Here is a 14,648-nt window from a genome sequence, read left to right on the forward strand (position 1 = left end):
CCCACGTGTTACTCACCCGTTCGCCACTCGAGTACCCCTGCAAGCAGGAGCCTTTCCGTTCGACTTGCATGTGTTAAGCACGCCGCCAGCGTTCATCCTGAGCCAGGATCAAACTCTCCACAAAAAACACCCACCTAAAGTGAGCATCAATCAGTAAAAGATTACTGAGCCGTGAAAAGCCCAAAACCCAACCAAAACAAACCACACCACACAACAAAGCGTGGCCTGGCAATCCAAAAATTACTAAACAAACCCAACAAAGGGTCCATCAAACATTGCTGCCCCTCCGACGAGGAGAAAAGACAACAACAAAAAATCCAATCAGCCATGCGACCAACCAGACGAACAACACCCCATCAATGGTTCAGGCATCGTCCGACCAGCACACACCACAAAAAAGGGCATGAAACAGTCACACAAACCAACCAAACAAAATCATTGGCACACTATCGAGTTCTCACACAACACACGCACACTCGGCTTCGGAACTTTCGCCCCTCTGCCTTAGCGGCTTGTCTGACATTACTTTAGGCTGACATTTGATGTCAACTCTGTCGCAATATCAATTTTTTCTCGCCGCCACCTTCTGTTCAGACCCGTTAACCGGTTCTTAACGTCTCGCGGCGACGGATCAAAACATTAACCCTAAGTGGTTACAGAATGCAAATGCGGCCTTTGAACTGCACGAATGATGCGATAGCTGAAACGTCTTAACCCATGTCGGACCAATGATCCGCAAGTTCGTTGAATATCTGCGTGTAGGCGATGATCGAGGCTGTGTCCTGCACGTTCAGTGGTGCAATGTAGACACGGCCCGTTTCTAATGCGGAGATGTCTTTCAACTCTTCGGTTCCGGCGAATGCGCGCATTGCCGGCACATACCCGTCGGCAGCAATGTCTTTCTGAGTCTCCGTTACAAAGAGGAACGTCGGCTCTGCTTCCACCAGTGCAGGAATATCCGCGGGATCCTCCGGCTTCAACGCGGGTGTGAGTTCGAGCATCTCGAATAGCGGCTGCCAGAGCGTATCGCCGTCGGCTGGTTGAACAGTCATCTCTTCCCCGTTGACGGTCAGCGCTGAGAAGGTCCACTTCTCGGAACGCGCTTCGATGGCACGGCCACGCGCTTCGGAGAACTCCTTGTCCAGTTCGGCAGCTTCATCTTCTTTGCCGAAGATCGTGCCCAGCACCTGGATCTGCCGAACCATCTCCCAGTCGAGGGGGATGCCGTCGCGGGGCGTGAGATCGACAAACGCCGCATCCGGACGTTCGGCAGCAGCACCATCAGCAGTTCCGGCAACGACGAGGTCGGCATCGCTGCGCGGATCCTGCACCTCAACGCCGAGCGCTTCGAGCAGCTCACGGGAGCGGGCGTCTTGCGCGACAACGCGTTTTGGCGCAGCGGGCACGGTCTTGCCCCCCTCGTTGTCCTCGATCTCGACGGATTCGGTGTTTGCTTCAGTGGCGGTCGTGGTGTTTTCTTCCGCCACTGGAGTTTCATCGGCAGGCGTTGTGCAGGCGGCAAGCAGCGCGCCTGCAGTGAGGAGCACCGCTCCCCGAAAGATTGCTCGGTTCATATCGCTGCACAGCTTATCGGAAACGACAAAACCGCCGGCCGTTACTGACCAGCGGTTTCATCGCTTTGTGGAGATGCCGGGAATTGAACCCGGGTCCTTCGCCACTGCACCAGGGCTTCTCCGTGCGCAGTTCGCACAGAATCTCTGCTCGACCCTCCGGATCAGGCGAACATGTCCGGATGACGGGCCCAGCCGGTGAAAAGGTGTCCCCTCCGCGCCTCACCGGCACGGCGAGAGGGCAAGCTCCCTAGTCGATGCCAGGATCCGGGTCGGGAGCGAGCCCGGCCTGACAGACACGCGGTCGCTACTTAGGCAGCGAGGGCGTAGTCACGCTGAGAGTTCTTCTCTGCGTTTATCAAGTGCTGCGACGCTTCAAATCGGTGGTCTCCAGCCTGCACCGGCACGCTTCCCCTGGTTTAGTCGGCGAAGTCGAAACCAAGTCATCCCCTTCGCGTCCTGCGGCGGGATCATGCATTGACCGCAGGAGAGATAACAATAGCGCTGATCAATACCGCACGTCAAGCAGGTGCGACGCGCAAGAATTCGACTACCGTGTCGGGGTCGACATCCACGGCGAGGCGGACAGCGCGCGCGACGTTCACCGGGTCCATCTTCGGGCGATCGCCGTGCTTCGGGTCGGCGAGCATGTCCGTGTCGGTGCGGCCCGGGTGGATCGAGGTCACGCGGATCTTCCCTTTTTCCTCCAGGCGGAGGGCATCGGTGAAGCCGCGAAGCGCGAATTTGGAGGCGCAGTACGCAGTGTTTTCTTCGACACCGTGGAAGCCAGCGCCGGAGTTGATGGTGATGATAAGACCACGCGATCGTCGTAAAGCGGGCAAAAGCTCGCGCGTGAGAGTGACGGGCGCGAGCACGTTGATGTCCATGGTCTCGCGCCACTGCTCGGCGTCGAGCTCGTCGAACGGTGCCTTGTGCAGTACGCCCGCTGCGTGGACGACGATATCGACATTCTCGATCCTGCGCGCGGCCTCGACGATCGCCTGCTCGTCGCGCAGGTCGACCTCGAACGGCTCAGCGCTGGGAAGCTTATCGACGACCGCGCTCGCGTCCTTCGACGCCCCCACCAGAATGTGGTGGTCTTTGCCCAGCTCCTCGGCAATGGCACGGCCGATGCCGCGGGAAGCGCCGGTGATGAGGGCTGTTTTCATGCCTTGATCCCCTTGAATTTGCGGCCGAGTTCGCGCGCGATTTCGCGGTCCTCGGTGCGTTTCTTGATGTCCTGGCGGCGATCATAGTCCTGCTTGCCTTGCGCGAGGCCGAGCTCGACCTTGACGCGACCGTCTTTGAGGTAGAGCTTCAGTGGGACCAAAGTGCGGTTGCCGTCGCGGACCTTGCCTTCAAGCGTGTCGATCTCGCGACGGTGCAGCAACAGCTTGCGGGTGCGGCGCGGCGAGTGGTTCGTCCACGACCCCATCGAATATTCGGGGATGTGGAGGTTGCGGAGCCAGACTTCGCCGTCATCGATAGTCGCGAATGCCTCGACAAGGGATGCCTTGCCGTCGCGCAGGGACTTGATTTCCGTCCCCACTAGGACGACGCCGGCCTCGTAGGTCTCGAGGATGTTGTAGTCATGGCGAGCTTTGCGGTTGGACGCGATGACGCCCGGACCGTCCTTCTTCTTTTTCTTCGCCATGCCTGACCTCCTACTTTCGCACGTAAGAGCGCAACGCTACCTGAGCGACCAGACCTGAAGCAAGAAGCGCGACGAGGCCGACAAGCGGCATGACGGTCCACACGGCGCCGTCGGAAAGCTTCGCGATGAGCAGATTCTCGTACACACCCGCCAGCATCGGGTCGACGATCTGCGATTTGATCGCCCACACGCCCACCGTGGCAATGACCGCGCCGATGAACACGGAGATCAGCGCCTCGAGAATGAACGGCGCCTGCGTGAACCAGCGGGTCGCGCCCACCATGCGCATGATGCCGATCTCTTCGCGGCGGCTGTACGCGGCGAGCTGCACCATATTCGCGATCAAGAACGCGGCTGCCAGCGCCTGCGCCGCAGCAATGATGAATGTCGCATTGCGGAAGGAATCGAGCGAGTCAGCGACACCTCGGACATCGCTGGCCTGGTCAGCGACGTATTCCACCTGCGGCATGTCGCGCACGGCGTCGATCGGCTCGGTATTCGTCGGATCCTCCAGCCGCACGTGCAGCGCCGCCGGCATCGAATCCTTCGAGGTCTCCTGCACCAGCACCGGGTCGGATTCCTGGAACAGCTCCGCGAAACGCTCGTACGACTGCTCGCGGTTACGGAAGGTCACGGACTCGACGCGGTCATCCGCCTGCAGCTTGTCGCGCACTTCCGCACAGCTTGTCGACGAACAATCCTTGTCCCCCGCCGAGATCTCCTCGTTCAGCTCCACCATCACTTCCACACGGTCGAGATAGAGGTCCTTCGTCTCGCTGGTGACCTTGGACATGAGAATGCCCGCACCGACCAGCGCCAAAGACAGCGCAGTGGTGATGATGAGCGCGATCGTCATGGTGAGGTTGCGGCCCAGCCCGCGGAAGCCCTCACGGAAGATGAAATTCCAATTCATAGTTATGCCCCCACAGTTCCGTACACGCCGTGGCTCTCGTCGCGAACAAGCTTGCCCAGGTGCAGCTCGATCACACGTTTGCGCATGTCATTGACTGCACGCGCATTATGGGTGGACATGATCACGGTCGTGCCCATGCGGTTGATGCGTGCCAGCAGCGCCATGATGTCGTCGGCGGTAGACGGGTCGAGGTTGCCCGTCGGCTCGTCGGCAAGCAAAAGATGCGGACGGTCCACGAACGCACGCGCGATAGCCACGCGCTGCTGCTCGCCGCCGGACAACTCGTTCGGCATGCGGTTCGCCTTCGCGTCCAGGCCGACGATCTCCAGTGCCTCCGGCACCAGCTTCTTGATCTTCGCCTTCGGCTTACCGATGACTTCGAGCGCGAACGCCACATTGTCGTACACGTTCAGCTTCGGCAGCAGCCGGAAATCCTGGAAGACATAGCCGATGGACTGGCGGAGCTTGTTCACCTCCTTGCCCTTCAGCTCGTTGACGTGGAAGTCGCCGAAGTGGATGTCACCGCTGGTCACGTTCTCCTCGCGGATCAACAACTCCAAAAACGACGACTTGCCCGAGCCCGACGGGCCGATCAGAAAGACGAACTCGCCATTTTCAATCGTCAGCGAGATATCGTCCAGCGCCGGCCGCGTCGACGTCGGGTAGACCTTTGTCACATTCGAGAAAGTGATCACACGCGCCACTCTAGTGACAGACGCGGGTCGCACGGAAATCCCACTCGCGGAACCCGCAGGTGATTCAGGTGACGTTCAGGATTTTAGGATTCTTCGCCCTGCTGCTCCGCCATGCGCCAGCGGATACCGGCCTCGAGGAACCCGTCGAGGTCGCCGTCGAGGACCTTCTGTGGGTCGCCGACTTCGTAGTTGGTACGCAGGTCTTTGACCATCTGGTACGGGTGCAGGACGTACGAGCGCATCTGGTTGCCCCAGCTGGCGTTGCCGCCGGCGCCGAGAGCGTCGAGCTCGGCCTTTTCCTCTTGGCGTTTGAGTTCCAGGAGCTTGGACTGCAAGACGTTCAGGGCCGAGGCCTTGTTCTGAATCTGGGACTTCTCGTTCTGGCAGGTCACCACGATGCCGGTGGGCTCGTGAGTGATGCGGACGGCGGAGTCGGTGGTGTTGACTGACTGGCCTCCGGGACCGGAGGAGCGGTAGACGTCCACGCGGATATCGGAGTCGGGGATGTCGATGTGCTCTGTCTGCTCCACCACCGGCAGAACCTCCACCTCAGCGAACGAGGTCTGGCGGCGGCCCTGGTTGTCGAAGGGCGAGATGCGCACGAGGCGGTGCGCACCCTGCTCCACAGAGAGCTGGCCGTACATGTATTCGCCGTGGACGACGAAGGTCGCGGACTTGATGCCGGCTTCCTCGGCGTAGGAGATGTCGTAGACGTCGACCTTGTGGCCGTTCTTCTCCGCCCAGCGGGTGTACATGCGCATGAGCATTTCCGCCCAGTCAGCGGCATCGACACCGCCAGCGCCGGAGCGGATATTCACCACTGCCTCGCGCTCGTCGTATTCGCCGGACAGCATCGTGGTCACTTCCAGAGCGGAGATCTGGGTTTCCAGATCGGCCAGTTCGTCGTCGGCAAGCGATGCGTCGCCTTCTTCTTCCGCGAGTTCGTACATGACCGGAAGATCGTCGAGCCGCTGGCGGAGGCCCGTGACTTTGCGCAGTTTGGCCTGCACGTTGGATAGCTCCGTGGTCACCGTCTGCGCGTGGTCGGGGTCGTCCCACAGGCTCGGGTCGGCGGCCTGCTGCTCCAGCTCGCGGGCGCGCGAATCCATCTCGTCAAGGTCCATGACCGACTCGATGGTGGTCAGGGTGGAGTCGAGGGACTGGATCCGGTTGCTGGTCTCTGGCTGCATAGGTGCGAAGTCTAGTGGACTTCGTAAATCGCCTTCGAACCGCCGCCAGACGACCTACACTGTGTGGCGCACCCACACGGGCGCCCGTGGCAGCGGGCTGAGATCGCACTGATATTGAGCCGTGCGAGCACCGTCCGAACCTGTCTGGTTAGCACCAGCGAAGGAAGTAAGGAGCAGCTGATGGCTGATATTTACGCGTCTGAAATCCACCCGAAGCACTCGTACGCCCCGATTGTCGAAGACGGTCTTGAAGTTCCGGAAACCGCGATTGAGCTGGACGATTCCCCGACTGGTCCGAATGAGCCGTTCCGCGTGTACCGCACCCGCGGCCCGTGGGCCGAGCCGGAGGAGGGCCTGCCGGACCTGCGCAGCGAATGGATCGCCGAGCGCGACGACGTGGAAGCATATGAGGGGCGTGCACGGAACCTCGAGGACGACGGCACCCGCGCAATGAAGCGCGGCGCGGCCAGCGAGGAATGGCGTGGCGCGACCCGCCCGACCCTGCGCGCGAAGGACGGCAAGCGTGTCACGCAGATGGCGTATGCACGCCGCGGCGAGATCACCCCGGAGATGCGTTTTGTCGCGCTGCGCGAGCACTGCGACCCGGAGAAGGTCCGCGAGGAAGTCGCTGCCGGTCGCGCGATCATTCCGAACAACATCAACCACCCCGAGTCCGAGCCGATGATCATCGGCAATGCGTTTTTGACCAAGATCAACGCCAATATCGGCAACTCGGCCGTCACCTCTTCGATCCGCGAGGAAGTGGACAAACTGCGCTGGGCCACCCGCTGGGGCGCGGACACCGTGATGGACCTGTCCACCGGCAACGACATCCACACCACCCGCGAGTGGATCCTGCGTAACTCCCCTGTCCCGATCGGCACCGTGCCGATCTACCAGGCGCTGGAGAAGGTCGGCGGCGTCGCCGAGGACCTGACGTGGGAGATCTTCCGCGACACCGTCATCGAGCAGGCTGAGCAGGGCGTCGACTACATGACCGTCCACGCGGGTGTGCGCTTGCCGTACGTCCCGCTGACGTCGAAACGCGTCACCGGCATCGTCTCCCGCGGCGGCTCCATCATGGCCGGCTGGTGCCTCGCCCACCACAAGGAGTCCTTCCTCTACGAGAATTTCGACGAGCTGTGCGAGATTTTCGCGCAGTACGACATCGCATTCTCGCTTGGCGACGGCCTGCGCCCCGGCTCCGTCGCCGACGCCAACGACGCCGCCCAGTTCGCGGAGCTCAAGACCATTGGCGAGCTGTGCAAGCGCGCCTGGGACCACGATGTCCAGGTGATGATCGAGGGCCCCGGCCACGTCCCACTGAACATGATCCAGGTGAACAACGAGAAGGAAGAAGAATGGTGCGGCGGCGCCCCCTTCTACACTCTCGGCCCCTTGGTCACCGATATCGCTCCCGGCTACGACCACATCACCTCTGCGATCGGCGCTGCCAATATCGCCATGGGCGGCACCGCAATGCTGTGCTACGTCACCCCGAAAGAGCACCTCGGCCTGCCGAATAAGGACGATGTGAAAACCGGCGTGATCACCTACAAGATCGCCGCCCACGCCGCCGATGTGGCGAAGGGCCACCCGGGTGCGCGCGACTGGGACGACGCGATGAGCAAGGCTCGCTTCGAGTTCCGCTGGCACGACCAGTTCGCGCTCTCCCTCGACCCGGAGACCGCGCAGGCGTACCACGACGAGACGCTTCCCGCTGAGCCCGCCAAGACCGCGCACTTCTGCTCGATGTGCGGCCCGAAGTTCTGCTCGATGCGCATCAGCCAGGACATCCGCGACGAATTCGGCGATGCGATCGACGAGGCCCTGGACGACAAGAACAAGAAGCTCATCGCCGATCTGGGCATCCCGAGCTTCGCCGGCGGCACCGACTACCGCCGCGGCGAGCGCGAAATGGCCAAGGAATTCCACAAGCTCGGCTCGAATGTCTACGTTCAGGAATAATGGCGGCTGTGTCTACCGCAGCTTTCATTGATTCGCACCGCAATTCCACTGACGCCGAGCTCGCCCGAGCCCTTGTCGAGACAGCCGGGGGCCTGGCGCTGAGCATGCGCGACGAAGGCCTCGAGACCGGCCAGAAGACCTCCGTGTCCGACGTTGTCACCAACGCCGACACGGCCGCCGAGGACTTCGTCGCGGGAGCACTCGAGGCCCTGCGCCCCGAGGACGGAATCGTGGGCGAAGAGGGCGCGGCGAAGGCGTCGACAAGCGGGCGCACGTGGGTGATCGACCCGGTGGACGGCACCTACAACTTCGCGTCGGGCTCCGATTATTTCTGCTCCGCGCTCGCGCTCGTCGAGGGCGAGGCCGGCGACCCTTCGCGCATTCTGACCAGCGCGATTCACCGCCCCGCACTTGCCACGACGTGGGTCGCAGACAACGGCACCGCGACACGGAACGGCCGCACGCTCGAGCAGCTTATCGACGCCCCGCTGCCCCACCTGGCGCTCGCCACCTACCTCCACCCCACGTCGATGAAAGACGAAGCCATCCGGAACGCGTGGCTGGACGCCACCAACTGTGCTGCCACCGTGCGCATGTTCGGTGCCGGCTCCATCGACCTGGCGACCGTCGCATCTGGCGGGATCGGCGGCTGGCTGCAGCACTCTGTCGCCGACTGGGATTGGCTGCCCGGCAAAGCACTCGTTGAGGCTGCCGGTGGCAAGGCAGTGAAGGCCGATGCCGGCGGGGTCACATGGTGCGTTGCCGGAAACCGCCAGCTCGTCGACGAAGTGCTGGCTAAGCTTGAACAGCATGGCTAACTACTCCGACGACCTCGCCCTCGCCCTCGAACTGGCTGAGCTTGCCGACGCAATAACTCTCGAGCGCTTCGAATCCGCCGACCTGAAGGTGGATACCAAGCCCGACATGACCCCCGTTTCCGACGCTGATGTGGCAGTCGAGAGCGCGCTGCGCGACAAACTCGGCACCGCCCGCCCCGCCGACGCCGTCCTCGGCGAAGAATTCGGCGGCGACGTGCAGTTCTCCGGCCGCCAATGGGTCATCGACCCGATCGACGGCACCAAGAATTTCGTCCGCGGCGTGCCCGTGTGGGCGACACTCATCTCCCTGCTTGAGGACGGCAAGCCCGTCGTCGGCGTCATCAGCGCCCCTGCCCTGGCACGCCGCTGGTACGCCAGTGAGGCCGCCGGTGCGTGGCGCACATTCGCCGACGGAAGCGTCACCCGGCTGGGGGTCTCGGGGGTTCCGGGGCTGGCGGATGCGTCGATAAGCATCTCTTCCTTGAGCGGCTGGCGCGACCGCGGGTTGCGTGACCAGCTGATTTCGCTCACCGACGATGCGTGGCGCCTGCGCGGCTACGGCGATTTCTTCTCTTACTGCCTCGTCGCCGAAGGCGCCGTGGACATCGCCGCCGAACCTGAGGTTTCCCTCTGGGACCTGGCCGCCCTGTCCGTCCTCGTGACTGAGGCCGGCGGCCGCTTCACCTCGCTTGCTGGCGAGGACGGCCCGCACGGCGGCGGTGCCGTGGCCACTAACGGCCTGCTGCACGACGAGGTACTCGGCCGCCTCAGCTAGCGCGCGAGGCGGAAGCCGTTGCCCACTCCCGGCGCGGCGTTGAGGTCGCGGATGATCGCGTCGATGCTCGTGGACACCGTCGGCGAGTGGATCGGCCCCTGCAGCGGGCTCATGCACTGCAGGTTCGCATTCCGCGGGATCGAGGAGCCGTTGACCAGCCCGACCAGGCGCGTGCCGGAATACAGCGGCGCGCCCGAATCGCCCGCCATCGCGCAGACCTGCGACTGCTGGCGCACGCCGTCCGTCATCCAGTTGATTCCGCAGGTCACACCCGACGCGTAGCCGTTCTTGCACAGCTGGTCGCCGGTGCGCACCGACCCGCCCGTCGAGCGGATCGTCGTGCCGTTGTAACTCGCCGTCAAGTCCGCGCGCGGGCCGAGCTCGATCACCGCGTAGTCCATCGCCCCGTTCTTCCGCGCGACCCGGCCCGTCGGGCCCGCCGCGAACGAATCTGACGCGACCACCTGGTCGCCGACGTTGCCGCAGTGCCCCGCGGTGAGCGCCACCTTGCGCCCCGCACCGTCGGTGCCGACCGCCGCGACCGTGCACATGCCGTACAGCCCGACGTAGATCGGCGCGCCCGGGCCGTACAGCGCACGCCCGCGCGATGCCGCATGCTTCGCACCCGGGTTCGCCCGCTGTGCGTCGAACCACGAGCCCGGCACGCGGTGCAGCACACCCGGCGCGAACGGCTTGCCCGCCAGTACCTTTGCCGCCGGGTCCGTTCGCCACTGGTAATTCGGGTCGACCTGCGCATTCGCCTGTGGTGCAGCTACCAGAGCCAGCGCAGCTAACGCCGCTGCCGCCAAAGCCCGGATCTTCATGTGGTCGTCCCTTCTCCGAGAGGATCTGAATAGACAAACCGTACCGTACGGGTGTGTCCCTACAATGGCGCACATGACCGAACTCGACCTCCGCTGCTATTTCGTTACCGGCGCCGGTGCCCCCGACCAGATCGTGGAGACCGCCCGCGCCGCCGCCCAGGGCGGTGTCGGCATCATCCAGGTGCGCAGCAAACCCATCAGCGCACGCGATCTGTACGACCTCGGTTTGTCCGTGGTCACCGCCGTGCACGAGGTCAACCCCGCCACGCGCGTGCTTATCGACGACCGCGTTGACGTCGCCCTCGCCCTCGCCCCTCACGGTGTCGCCGGTGTCCACATCGGCCAGGACGACCTGAACCCCCGCATTGCTCGCGACCTGCTCGGCCCCGATGCCATCATCGGCCTGACCACTGGCACCCTGGAGCTGGTCGAAGCCGCCAACGACTTCTCCGATGTCATCGACTACATCGGTGCCGGGCCCTTCCGCGACACCCCGACCAAGGACTCGGGCCGCGCTCCCCTGGGCCTCGACGGCTACCCCGCCCTCGTCGCAGCATCGGAGCTGCCCATCGTCGCCATCGGCGATGTCACCGTCGACGATGCCGAGGACCTCGCCCGCACCGGCGTCGACGGCGTCGCCATCGTCCGCGGCATCATGAACGCCGAGGATCCGCGCGACTACGTTGAGCACGTGGTGGCCAGCGTCGACCGCGGCCGCAGCTAACTCGCGAAACTGTCGGCACATCCGCGCTTCTCCACCTTCGGCATCATGTAGGAGTCATTCCTGACCGGCAGCGAGTGGTTGTAGGACACGTAGCGGCTGCCGTCCCCGAAGTCGAAGACGATCTCGTCTCCGTGACGGGTGATTTCGGCATAGCCCTCCGTGACCAGCGAGTGGCACGCAGAGCACAGCGGGATGAGGTTGTCCATGTCCGTCAGGCCACCATTGGCCCATTCCTGCATGTGGTGGAATTCCATGAAGCGCGTGTGCGTGCATCCCGGCATCGCGCACTGCCCGCCCCACATGGCCAGCAGGGAGCGGATCTGCCCATCCGTTGCCAAACGCGTCGAACGCCCCGCGTTAATGATCAATCCGCGGTCATCGACCGTGTCCAGGCGCACCAGCGCGTTGGCGACGAGGTTCGCCAGCCCCTCCGACGCCACCCCTGCATTATTGGGAAGGTACGCTCGGCCATCCAGTGTCGCCATCACGCTGACCTGCGCGCCCGGCGCCCGGAGCTTGCTCTGCGGTTGCGACCTGACCGCGTTGACCATGCCCATCAGCGCGTGGACCATCGCACGCCCCGTCGGCAAACCGAAGCCCGAAACGTCCTTCTTGGCCTGCATCTTCTCCTCTTCCTCCTCCTTCGCCTTGATGAGGGCATCCAGCTTGGCCGGGTCGACGTATCCGTCCTCCCCGATGAGCGAGGTCAGCTCCTCCTCGTTCGCCGCGAATGCGAGATGCCCGATCTTCAGCGCGGCGCAGAAGGCATCCCCGTCGACGTGATTGAGCCGCGCCCAAAGCGTCAGGTCCCCGTCGTCTTCCTTCGCCATCCGCAGGTAGTACTCCTTTTTCGGCTTATCACCTCCGGCCTTTTCACGTCCGGCCAGCGCGCATTCCAGGCCGTTATGTCCCAGCTCCATCCCCTTTTCCACCAGCTCAACCTCATTCTCAGGCGTGAGATACTTGAGCAACAGCCGCAGCGCCGAGTAGCTCAAGTTCCCCGCTGCGAACATCTCCGCCAGATACGGAAAATTCAGCAGCTGCCGCGCCACGTACACATACTCGTGCGCCGACGACTCAGAGATCCCCAGACGGCGCATCAGCCACGTCGCCGTGCTGGACGCCCCACATTCCTGTGCGAGACTGCGACGGTCGAACTCCCCGATCATCTCCAAGAGACCAGCCTTCGAACGCATCATCGAGCGATACCTATCAACAATCTCTTCGGCCAGCACTTCAGCCCTCAGCTCGGACCCTGCTTCCATCACCAACATGATTCCCCCCAATGGTTGTTTGCTTTTGTTAAACGAACCATACAAAACGACTTGGACACACTCGCACAAGCGTTCGAACATACCTGGTCAGAGACTCCGCAGTGCGGAGTTCCTGCACGTTTGCAAAGCGCTTATCGACGCCCCAAACAACCCCTTTAAAACGCCGACGTGCGGCACCGCCCCCGACTCCGCACTGCGGAGTCCCTGCAGTTTCACAAACGCCTATCGACGCCAGCACCCCCTAAAACTCCGCACTGCGGAGTCCCTGCGGTTTCACAAACGCCTACCCACGCCAGCACCCCCTAAAACTCCGCACTGCGGAGTCCCTGCGGATTTGAGACCCCCTAGAGCACTAGAACAAGTCGATAAGCGTCATGCCTCCAAGGACGACGGTAATCACGAAAATGATGCCGCCGATGATGTTGGTCACTAGGCCGTTGACGTGATCGCCGAGGAGCTTCTTGTTGTTCATGGTGTAGAGCAGGAAGAAGGCGACAACGGGCAGGAGGATGCCGTTGGCGGCCTGGGCAAGGATGATGACCTGCACTGGGTTGACGCCGGTGATGGCAATGATGGCGCCGACGATAACAACAGTGAGGTAGATGGCGCGGAATTTGTTGTCTGTCAGGTCACGGGACCAGCCCATGACTCCGCAGATGGCGTAGGCGGCGCCAAGGGGGCCGGCGACGGCAGAGGTCATGCCGGCGGCAAAGAGGCCGATGGCAAGGACCCAGGGGGCGACGTCGCCAAGCATGGGGCGAAGGGGGTCGGCGAGGTCGGCGGCAGACTCAGCCTCCAAACCCTGGCTGAACATCACGGTCGCGGCGGTGGTGAGAATGGCCAGCGTGATCAGGCCGCCGATGGAGATCGAGACGACGTTGTCCACGCGCGCCTTCTTCATAGCAAGGTCCTGCGGTTCATTGCCCCATTTCTCCTGCACCAGGTTGGAATGGAGGAAAACGTTGTACGGAACGACCGTGGTGCCAATCAGAGCGATGGCGGTCAAGGCTGCCCCAGCGGGCACTTCGGGAACGAAGATGCCGTGGAGAAGCGCGCCAACATCGGGCTTCACGGCCACAGCGGTGACGAGGAAGACGCCGACAAGAATGATCACCAGCGCAGTCATGAAGCGCTCGAAGAATTTATAACTGCCAGTGAGCAGCAGCAGGACGAGCACAGCGGCGATGATGCCGGAGAGGACGGGGACTGGAAGGTGGGTCACGTCGCTAAGCGCGAGTGCTGTGCCCGTCGTGTCGCCACCCGCGTACGCCGCGCCGCCGATGCCGATGGCCGTGACAATGAGCACGATCATGAAGAGCTTGGCCACGGGCGATTCGAAGGTCGCGCGCATCGCTTCGCCCGTGCTTATTTTGCCCATCAATCCCAGGCGGGCGGACATTTCCTGCAGGATGATCGTGGCGATGATGGAAAACACGATCGCCCAGCTCAGCGCGAAGCCGAAACTTGCGCCAGTGACTGTGGCGGTGGTGACGGTGCCCGGCCCGATGAATGAGGCACTGATGAGAAGCCCGGGGCCGAGCCATGCGGAGCGTTGTTTCTTGGCGGTGGACATGAGACCTGTCTCCTATCGCTAGTGACATGTGCTCCACATCACTTTATGTGAGAAAGTGTCAGCAGTCCTCCATATCCGCGAAAGCTTCCTCGACCGAGTCGTGCTCCTCGCGGGATTCTTCCCACACTTCCTTGGCGGCAGACAAGTTCACGGCGGCAATAATCGCGCCGACGATGATGTCGAACCAGCCAGTCGCCCACACGAAAGTGAGCAGGCCGGCGACGATGATGAGGATGTTGGCCAACGCGTCGTTACGCGCGGCGAGCCATGCGCCGGTGGCCAGGGAGGACCCTTCGTTGCGCAGGCGCAGCAAGATCACGGCGCAGATCAGGTTCACCGCGAGCGCGCCTACAGCCACACCGGTCAGCCCCTCAGGCGAGGGTGGCTCCGGGTTCACGATCTTGAGCACGACGGTCACGATCGCGGCGATCGCGGGGATCAGGATCAGGGCGGCGAGCACGGAGCCCGCTCTACGACGGCGCGCCGCCGACCACGCCACCGCGAAGAACACCAGCATGTTGATTGCGGTGTCCTCGAGGAAGTCCGCCGAGTCGGCAAAAAGAGACGCCGATCCGATCGCGATGGCCGCTGCGAACTCGACGAAGAAATAGCCGAAGTTCAGCAGCGCCACGATCAGAACGGCGCGGCGAATACGCTGTTCAGTCATGT

14 protein-coding genes, 1 rRNA gene, 1 other RNA gene and 1 riboswitch are annotated in these 14,648 nt (G+C 62.9%); of the genes, 4 read left to right on the plus strand and 12 right to left on the minus strand.

Going from position 1 to position 14,648, the window contains the following annotated elements; all coding sequences use genetic code 11:
• The 8 genes from J5Y21_RS07255 to prfB all read right to left on the minus strand — a co-directional run.
• A 16S ribosomal RNA gene (locus J5Y21_RS07255) occupies positions 1-124 on the minus strand; the annotation flags it as partial.
• A 586-nt stretch (positions 125-710) separates the two neighbouring features.
• On the minus strand, positions 711-1,574 hold the full coding sequence (locus J5Y21_RS07260) for an ABC transporter substrate-binding protein (RefSeq protein ID WP_210574064.1): 864 nt from the start codon (positions 1,572-1,574) through the stop codon (positions 711-713).
• 65 nt (positions 1,575-1,639) lie between these two features.
• Positions 1,640-2,022: a transfer-messenger RNA gene (gene ssrA, locus J5Y21_RS07265) on the minus strand.
• Positions 2,023-2,092: 70 nt separating this feature from the next.
• The gene (locus J5Y21_RS07270) at positions 2,093-2,740 is read right to left on the minus strand and encodes an SDR family oxidoreductase (protein WP_210574065.1); all 648 of its coding nucleotides are present in this window, start codon (positions 2,738-2,740) and stop codon (positions 2,093-2,095) included.
• Positions 2,737-3,225, minus strand: coding sequence for an SsrA-binding protein SmpB (smpB, locus tag J5Y21_RS07275; protein ID WP_210574067.1), 489 nt, complete (start codon positions 3,223-3,225; stop codon positions 2,737-2,739). The genes J5Y21_RS07270 and smpB overlap by 4 nt, the downstream gene beginning before the upstream one ends.
• A 10-nt stretch (positions 3,226-3,235) precedes the next feature.
• Positions 3,236-4,138 carry a permease-like cell division protein FtsX gene (gene ftsX, locus J5Y21_RS07280; RefSeq protein ID WP_210574069.1) on the minus strand — a complete coding sequence of 301 codons (903 nt, stop codon included), beginning with the start codon at positions 4,136-4,138 and terminating at the stop codon, positions 3,236-3,238.
• 2 nt (positions 4,139-4,140) lie between these two features.
• Positions 4,141-4,833, minus strand: a complete 693-nt coding sequence (ftsE, locus tag J5Y21_RS07285) for a cell division ATP-binding protein FtsE (protein ID WP_210574071.1) — start codon at positions 4,831-4,833, stop codon at positions 4,141-4,143.
• A gap of 83 nt (positions 4,834-4,916) precedes the next feature.
• Positions 4,917-6,023 (minus strand): peptide chain release factor 2, encoded by a 1,107-nt coding sequence (gene prfB / locus J5Y21_RS07290; RefSeq protein ID WP_210574073.1) that lies wholly within the window; start codon positions 6,021-6,023, stop codon positions 4,917-4,919.
• Positions 6,024-6,089: 66 nt separating this feature from the next.
• Positions 6,090-6,206: riboswitch (TPP riboswitch) on the plus strand.
• Here prfB and thiC point away from each other — a divergent pair.
• From thiC to hisN, 3 genes are all read left to right on the plus strand, one after another.
• Positions 6,204-7,991, plus strand: coding sequence for a phosphomethylpyrimidine synthase ThiC (thiC, locus tag J5Y21_RS07295; protein ID WP_210574075.1), 1,788 nt, complete (start codon positions 6,204-6,206; stop codon positions 7,989-7,991). Its footprint overlaps the riboswitch before it by 3 nt.
• Positions 7,991-8,809, plus strand: a complete 819-nt coding sequence (locus J5Y21_RS07300; RefSeq protein ID WP_210574078.1) for an inositol monophosphatase family protein — start codon at positions 7,991-7,993, stop codon at positions 8,807-8,809. The genes thiC and J5Y21_RS07300 overlap by 1 nt, the downstream gene beginning before the upstream one ends.
• Positions 8,802-9,584 (plus strand): histidinol-phosphatase, encoded by a 783-nt coding sequence (gene hisN / locus J5Y21_RS07305; RefSeq protein ID WP_210574080.1) that lies wholly within the window; start codon positions 8,802-8,804, stop codon positions 9,582-9,584. Before J5Y21_RS07300 ends, hisN begins: the two co-directional genes overlap by 8 nt.
• On the opposite strand, the gene J5Y21_RS07310 is transcribed toward hisN, so the two are convergent.
• Positions 9,581-10,408: a S1 family peptidase gene (locus J5Y21_RS07310; protein WP_210574082.1), complete on the minus strand. Its 828-nt coding sequence runs from the start codon at positions 10,406-10,408 to the stop codon at positions 9,581-9,583. The genes hisN and J5Y21_RS07310 overlap by 4 nt on opposite strands.
• Positions 10,409-10,481: 73 nt before the next feature.
• Here J5Y21_RS07310 and J5Y21_RS07315 point away from each other — a divergent pair, with 73 nt between their 5' ends.
• Positions 10,482-11,132 (plus strand): thiamine phosphate synthase, encoded by a 651-nt coding sequence (locus tag J5Y21_RS07315; RefSeq protein WP_210574084.1) that lies wholly within the window; start codon positions 10,482-10,484, stop codon positions 11,130-11,132.
• Here the strand turns inward: J5Y21_RS07315 and J5Y21_RS07320 are convergent.
• From J5Y21_RS07320 to J5Y21_RS07330, 3 genes are all read right to left on the minus strand, one after another.
• Complete coding sequence (locus J5Y21_RS07320; protein WP_210574086.1) at positions 11,129-12,397, minus strand: HNH endonuclease signature motif containing protein; 1,269 nt, start codon at positions 12,395-12,397, stop codon at positions 11,129-11,131. The genes J5Y21_RS07315 and J5Y21_RS07320 overlap by 4 nt on opposite strands.
• 361 nt (positions 12,398-12,758) lie before the next feature.
• Positions 12,759-13,979, minus strand: a complete 1,221-nt coding sequence (locus tag J5Y21_RS07325; protein ID WP_210574088.1) for an Nramp family divalent metal transporter — start codon at positions 13,977-13,979, stop codon at positions 12,759-12,761.
• Between the two features lie 58 nt (positions 13,980-14,037).
• Complete coding sequence (locus J5Y21_RS07330; RefSeq protein ID WP_210574090.1) at positions 14,038-14,646, minus strand: cation transporter; 609 nt, start codon at positions 14,644-14,646, stop codon at positions 14,038-14,040.
• Between the last annotated feature and the right edge of the window lie 2 nt (positions 14,647-14,648).

This window comes from Corynebacterium sp. Marseille-P3884 (assembly GCF_017942225.1).
Taxonomy (GTDB): Bacteria; Actinomycetota; Actinomycetes; order Mycobacteriales; family Mycobacteriaceae; genus Corynebacterium.